The sequence below is a fragment of the Moorena sp. SIO1F2 genome (genome assembly GCF_010672755.1).
Classification (GTDB): domain Bacteria; phylum Cyanobacteriota; class Cyanobacteriia; order Cyanobacteriales; family Coleofasciculaceae; genus Moorena.
Genome location: NZ_JAAHFV010000351.1, coordinates 1 through 6373, shown reverse-complemented (window position 1 = coordinate 6373; position 6373 = coordinate 1). Strand labels below are relative to the sequence as shown.

The window sequence follows — 6373 nt, the reverse complement described above, 5'->3', positions numbered from 1 at the left end:
TTATCAGTGCTGCGGCAGCACTGATATCTACTAGTTTGCTAGGTGTACTGATTGGTCATTGGCTGGCTAAGCGCTTCTCCCCTGAGATGATGGATACTGCTGCCGGAACACTTTTATTGTTCATATCAGTGATGCTTCTGTGGGATGCCATCAAACTGAATTAGTATTAGTTAGAAGGTTAGACGGTTGGAGGTTGAAGGTTGGAGGTTAGACGGTTGGAGCTTAGACGGTTGGAGCTTAGACGGTTGAAGGTTGGAGGTTGAAGGTTAGAGGATGGATTGGCAATTACTAGGACTAAGTTTCCTAACTGTATTTTTAGCTGAAATTGGAGACAAAAGCCAATTGGCTGCGATCGCACTCAGTGGTAGTCTCAATTCCCCCCGTACTGTGTTTTTGGGAACTATAGCGGCACTGATACTTGCTAGCTTTCTGGGTGTAGTAGCTGGGGGAGGGGTGGCTCATCTGTTGCCTACTCGTCTACTTAAAGCGATCGCAGCCATTGGCTTTGCTTTGATGGCATTACGGCTATTGTGGCCTTCAGAAGGAACGGTGGAGGATTAATCCACCCCCCCTCAGAGATTTTCAGGAATAAATTTTCAGGTCAATCGGGTGAAAGGGAGCTGGGGTGATGGGGAGAGGGTATTTTTAAGGTGAAAAATACCTTATTTATAAAAATTCCCCCTATCTCCCTATCTCCCCACCTCCCCACAAATCAGATTGTTAGTTGGACGCAAGAAACAGCCCTGAGGGTTAGGGGGAGTGTGGGAGCAAGTTACGAACAGACCAATCTACGATAGTCTTGATAGCACCAGCTAAGTAGTGTAGTCCCTGCCATTAACTTGATTGCTTCTAGCAGCCAGTAGCCTTCATGCATTTGCACCATTCCTGCTGGCATGCCACTCACTGGCTCTAGAAGATTCAGTTGTAGAGCCATGGCGCTCATCTGGGGTGTCATGATGTAGGTATAAATAATTGCGATCCCTACCATGAGCAGGGATAATAAAATAGACCAGCGTCTGACGTAATGATAAAGATTAGAATTACCACGCAGCACTAGGAGGCTGGCTAATATTAAAGCGCCACACAAAAGCTCAACACGATTAAATGTCCAGAAGATTGAATAGCCAGCTGTAGCAAAACTAGCTTGACTCATCATGCCAGCTGTAGACAGACATGGCATGATCACAAAGTCTATAACCAAACTGCTACTGAGCCAAAACCCTAAAGCAAACATGGCAATGGTTCGCCAGCGGCTTTGCTGTGAATCCACGCCAAAAACAGCGTTCATAAAATTTCCTCTACTTTCTATCCTGCTCTTAGCTTAACCAATTGTTTTTGGAAAAAGTGTGAAGTATTTTTGCAAACAAAAGTATTTTTGCAAACAAATTTTAAATTAATTGTCAGGACTAATCTCAAATCCAGTTGAGTAATACTGTAAGCATATGCGCTACGCGCAGGCTACGCCAACAGCCGTCAGCATTCAGCCGTCAGCCTAATCCTTAAAATAAACATCGTTCGCGTAGCGTGCGCCAATGCCCACACGGGAGAATTTAATAGTTCGAGATTGTACAGGATTTAAAGTCTGGGGATTTGCCCATCTAAGCATTCAGGAATTGGCCTGTAGCTGATACGCGACACGCTGATAGCTTATAGCTTACGATAAATTGTCTTGAACTGTCTGTTGTAGTTGTTGGGTCAACATCTCCACTGTACCTGCTCGGTTTTGTCTGTAGGACTCAAAATACTCTTTGAGGTTTATAGGGTCTCCAATGCGGAGCATGGCTTTCCGATGTCCTTTCGGCAAAGGTCGATCAAACTTAAACACTTCCCGCTCTAGTCGAGTCAGGGTATCCAAAAAACGCTCTGGGGTAGGGGAGGCAGCAACATAACCATCGTAAATTGCATCGAAGTTCAGTAGGCGGAGAGTAGCTTGGTAAATTGATTCATAAGTCGTTTCATCAAATTGTTCTAACTCTTGAGCACGGGATTTTAAGACTGACTGAATTTTATACACTCGTTCTCGGATTGGTGTCATGGTTGCCGGTGTTATCTCTAGCTTCTGTTCACACTCACTCAACAGATGAGTTTTGAGCTGGTTAATCCGTTGGTTCCAATCGATCTGAGTGGTTTGGTCTAGATTAAGGTCGTATTCAGTCTCCAAGCGAAGAATTACTTGCTCAGCAACACCCCGTAAACGCCCATAGAAGTTTGGTGCGATCGCATTAATTTTGAACGCCTTCTCTAGACGGGACAGGGTCTGATCAATCACCGGCTTCATGGAATCAGTGTAGTGATACTTCAGACTTACCGGTACTAAATAGAGATTAGGAACAGGTTCACCCTGTTTGACCATTTGGTTCATTGCCTGTAGAGGCAGTTGAATAGCTCCCGTTCGGAAAGGCATAACCGTATCATTTTGATAAGAGCAGCCCCCTTCGGGGAAAATCACCAAATCACAACTTGGTTGCTTCAGTAACTTTAGGGTTTGGGCAATGCTGGTGCGATCGCCTAAACCCCGTCTAATCGAGTAGGCTCCGATCAGGGGCAGAAATTTTTCGCTCCATCCCCGGAAACTCTCGTAAGCCACAACATAGTGAAAGAGTTGCCCTAACCGAGTTGATAACAGAAACAGAACCATCCCATCATCAAGGGTAGGATGATTGGGGAGATAAACCACCCGTTCCTCTTCCAAGCGAGCCAGTTTCTCTAGGTCCGTAGACTCAACCACTAACTTCAGTTGATAAAAATTATCGGCGATCAGATCAGAAAAGCTTTGACAGAGGCGGGTTAATAGGGGATTGAGCCTAGGTGGATAGAATTGAGGGCTTGACAAAACAGACATAGCATGTATTCCAGGAGGAGATCGGAAGATTAGGGAGATGGAGAGATCATAAATACTTTAAACAGTTTGACTTGAAATAAATTATTGTGCCATTTTGCCATTGTCGATGGTCCCATTATTCCCCACCTTTGCTCCCTTCGGGATTTTCCTCACTACAGACAGATGCCATAGTTGTACCGGATCAATTATGGTTTGCCTACTAACCTTTCACATTAGAATTATCAAATAACAAGAATCATCAGTAGTGTCAACATGTTAGATGGTGAAGTCAAACAAAAAACGGCGTCATATACCGCTACGTCACCCTTGATCCTAGCTCTAAAGAGATTGAGCTTGCGTGCGCCGCTTCTGTTTTCGGTAAACTTTATCAAAATTACTATAGCCTTAGTCTTATCCTTAGTAATTTTGGATACTCCCTCAACCCAAGCCGTTGAGTTAGCGGATGGGAGAGTTTCATTTGAGAAATCTCCTAGGTTGTTGGATGCAGTAACTACGTTTAATCAAGCTGATGTGCGAGGAGCAACATACTATTTCACCGTGGACTTACCAGGGGATATTGGTGAACCACTCCAAAGATTAACCATTAATCAGCGTCAAGGAGGATATAAGATTCAATTCTATCCCGAGAAATCCTCAGCATTTGAAGGAACCTACCAAGACCGGGGTCAGCCGTTATCTCTGGGAAGGGTCACAAAAGACGACTCAACCAAAACAATTTCAGTTACCTTCGATCCACCAGTAAACCCAGGAAAAACCATTACGGTTGGGCTTCGTCCTGTTCGCAATCCACGATGGGGAGGCGTCTATCTGTTTGGTGTTACAGCTTTCCCCCCTGGAGAGAACCCCTACGGTTTATATTTAGGTGTTGGACGTTTACAGTTCTATTCTCCAGCGGGAGATAGGCTCAATTTTAGATAACATCTTCGGAACATTCCTTGGATGTTAATTGTTAGTTCATTATTAATTATGAATGATAAAGTTAAAATTAACAATTAACAATTAACACAATCAACCATTTTAAAACTCATTAACCAGACTTGATTTAACCTTTTGCCTGATTATGGGACAAACCATTATTCAAGTAGACGCTTTCACCAGTAAACCCTTTACAGGAAATCCTGCTGCTATCTGTGTTTTACCAACTGCTCAAGATGACAGTTGGATGCAAAACGTAGCGCGAGAGATGAATTTATCTGAAACCGCATTTCTAGTCAAGCAAGAGGATGGTTTCAATTTGCGTTGGTTTACACCAACAGTGGAAGTCCCCTTATGCGGTCACGCCACCCTAGCTAGTGCTCATGTTCTTTGGTCAGAGGGACATCTGTCCCCTGATCAAATGATTCGGTTCTACACCAAGAGTGGATTGCTGATGGCTCAGCGCCAGGGTGAGTGGATTCAACTAGATTTCCCGGTGAATCCCTCAGAAGTTATCAGTACTCCAGAAGCACTCAGCCAAGCCTTGGGTGTACCGATCAAGTGGGTTGGGAAAAATTCCCATTGGCTTTTGGTCGAGGTAGAGTCGGAAGAGTTGGTCAAGCAGATGCAGCCCAATTTCCAACTGATGAAAACCTTACCTCTGTCTGCGGTAATTGTGACTAGTTGGGCTGACAGTGATTCAGAATACGACTTTGTTTCCCGATTCTTTGCCCCCAGATTGGGAATTGATGAAGACCCAGTTACAGGTTCTGCCCATTGTTGTCTCGCTCCCTTCTGGCGCAATCGCAATAGTAAAGATCAGTTCTTAGCCTACCAAGCCTCCTCTCGGGGTGGTGTAGTAAAGGTTAACTATACCGGTAGCGATCGCGTTTTTCTGAGTGGACAAGCAGTTACTATCCTGCGCTCAGAATTGCTAATCTAATCCTGAAGGTTAACCTTCAACCTTGGCCTTTGGCCACGCTACGCGAACAACCTTGGCCAAAAGGCCACGCTACGCGAACAACCTTCAACCAAAGCACCTTCAACCTTCAACCAAAGCACCTTCAACCTTCAACCAAAGCACCTTCAACCTTCAACCCAACCACCTTCAACCAGACCCAGAACCCACTGCCTCAGAAATTGAACTCATGCCTCTTTCCTCCAACTTCTGCAACAGCCCTTGCAGAATCTGCCTTACCATCCATGGACCGTTATAAATCCAACCCGTGTACACCTGAATTAGACTAGCACCTGCGGTAATCTTCTCCCAAGCATCCTCCGCCGTAAAAATGCCTCCAACCCCTATAATCGGTAAGGTTCCTTGAGTTTCCTGCCAGATAAACCGAATTACCTCTGTAGAACGTTGACGCAACGGTGCTCCACTAATCCCTCCAGCTTCTTCCGTTACCGGTTTGCCCGTTGCCGCAATCCGTTGTGTTTTAAGCAGATCCCGACGGATGGTAGTGTTAGTGGCAATAATCCCAGCTAACCCATAGCTTTGGGCAAGCTCAAGGACATCTGCGATCGCATTCCACTCTAAATCCGGGGCAATCTTGACCAGAATCGGCTTTTGGGAAACGTTTTCCTGTTGCAGAGCATCTAAGATCAGACTAAGTTGACTGGCATCCTGAAGCGATCGCAATCCTGGTGTATTTGGTGAACTCACATTAACCACAAAGTAATCCCCCAATTCCCTCAACAGGCCAAAACTCGACCGATAGTCATCTGCTGCCTCTGCTAGGGGTGTTACTTTAGATTTACCTAGATTAATCCCAACCTGTAACCTGTTAACCTTCAACTGTTCTACTTGTAACCTGTTAACCTTCAACTGTTCTAATCGAGCAGCCATTGCTGTAGCGCCGAGATTATTAAATCCCATCCGATTCAGAGCAGCTTTGTCTTCTACCAAGCGAAATAGACGAGGACGAGGATTTCCCGGTTGACCATGAAAGGTTACAGTACCGAGTTCAGCAAAGCCAAACCCTAAGCTTCCCCAAATTCCAGCAGCCACACCATCTTTATCAAATCCTGCTGCTAAACCCATAGGGTTGGGGAAGTTTACTCCCCAGAGGGTTTGTTCGAGGCGACCATCATTTAAGCAAAACCTTTGCTGTAATTGACCCTTAACCCAGTGACCTAGAGTAGATTCCTGATTCGATGACAGCCAGCTCAATAGCGCTAGAGTTCGATTGTGTAACAATTCTGGATCTGTCTTCAACCCAGAAAATAAAATTGGACGAATGGTAGATTGGTAAATATCCATAATACTGAGTGAGTCCGTAGCTCAATGGGTCAGTAGGTCAGCGAGTTAGTAAATCAGTGCTGAACAAAATACTCCACCATCTGGCTAGTTGTTATTAACAACTGTGGATTTACTTCAATTTTTAATTTACCCATTCAAACGTCATACTTTGATTGATTCTTTGATTAATTAGTTGCGTTATGACCAAACCCTAAAAAAAGGGCGTTGTTTGGGTAACTTAAAATGACATTTTTATCACTGAGTTACAATCAGTTTTTGCAACTCTTACTCCCTACTCCCTACTCCCTACTCCCTACTCCCTACTCCCTACTCCCTACTCCCTCACCCAATTTAAAATTTCCTTAGTAAAATCC

At 44.6% G+C, this 6373-nt stretch carries 8 protein-coding genes; 5 read left to right on the top strand and 3 right to left on the bottom strand.

What is annotated here, in order from left to right; genetic code table 11:
- Positions 1 to 2: 2 nt before the first annotated feature.
- Entirely contained in the window at positions 3 to 164 is a 162-nt protein-coding gene (locus tag F6J94_RS27905) for a TMEM165/GDT1 family protein (RefSeq protein WP_367142282.1), read from the top strand.
- A gap of 109 nt (positions 165 to 273) precedes the next feature.
- Entirely contained in the window at positions 274 to 561 is a 288-nt protein-coding gene (locus F6J94_RS27900) for a TMEM165/GDT1 family protein (protein ID WP_008179209.1), read from the top strand.
- 211 nt (positions 562 to 772) lie between these two features.
- Here the strand turns inward: F6J94_RS27900 and F6J94_RS27895 are convergent, their stop codons facing one another.
- Entirely contained in the window at positions 773 to 1288 is a 516-nt protein-coding gene (locus tag F6J94_RS27895) for a DUF4149 domain-containing protein (RefSeq protein ID WP_293046348.1), read from the bottom strand.
- Positions 1289 to 1654: 366 nt separating this feature from the next.
- Positions 1655 to 2842, bottom strand: coding sequence for a 1-acyl-sn-glycerol-3-phosphate acyltransferase (locus tag F6J94_RS27890; RefSeq protein WP_293046344.1), 1188 nt, complete (start codon positions 2840 to 2842; stop codon positions 1655 to 1657).
- A 333-nt stretch (positions 2843 to 3175) separates the two neighbouring features.
- Here F6J94_RS27890 and F6J94_RS27885 point away from each other — a divergent pair, with 333 nt between their 5' ends.
- Together F6J94_RS27885 and F6J94_RS27880 are read left to right on the top strand one after the other, a co-directional pair.
- Positions 3176 to 3760, top strand: coding sequence for a DUF2808 domain-containing protein (locus F6J94_RS27885; RefSeq protein WP_293023668.1), 585 nt, complete (start codon positions 3176 to 3178; stop codon positions 3758 to 3760).
- A 142-nt stretch (positions 3761 to 3902) separates the two neighbouring features.
- Positions 3903 to 4700, top strand: coding sequence for a PhzF family phenazine biosynthesis protein (locus F6J94_RS27880; protein ID WP_293023671.1), 798 nt, complete (start codon positions 3903 to 3905; stop codon positions 4698 to 4700).
- 165 nt (positions 4701 to 4865) lie between these two features.
- Here the strand turns inward: F6J94_RS27880 and F6J94_RS27875 are convergent, their stop codons facing one another.
- Complete coding sequence (locus tag F6J94_RS27875; RefSeq protein WP_293046340.1) at positions 4866 to 6020, bottom strand: quinone-dependent dihydroorotate dehydrogenase; 1155 nt, start codon at positions 6018 to 6020, stop codon at positions 4866 to 4868.
- A 222-nt stretch (positions 6021 to 6242) separates the two neighbouring features.
- Between F6J94_RS27875 and F6J94_RS27870 the strand changes: the two genes are divergently transcribed.
- Entirely contained in the window at positions 6243 to 6365 is a 123-nt protein-coding gene (locus F6J94_RS27870) for a hypothetical protein (RefSeq protein ID WP_293046338.1), read from the top strand.
- Positions 6366 to 6373: the final 8 nt, after the last annotated feature.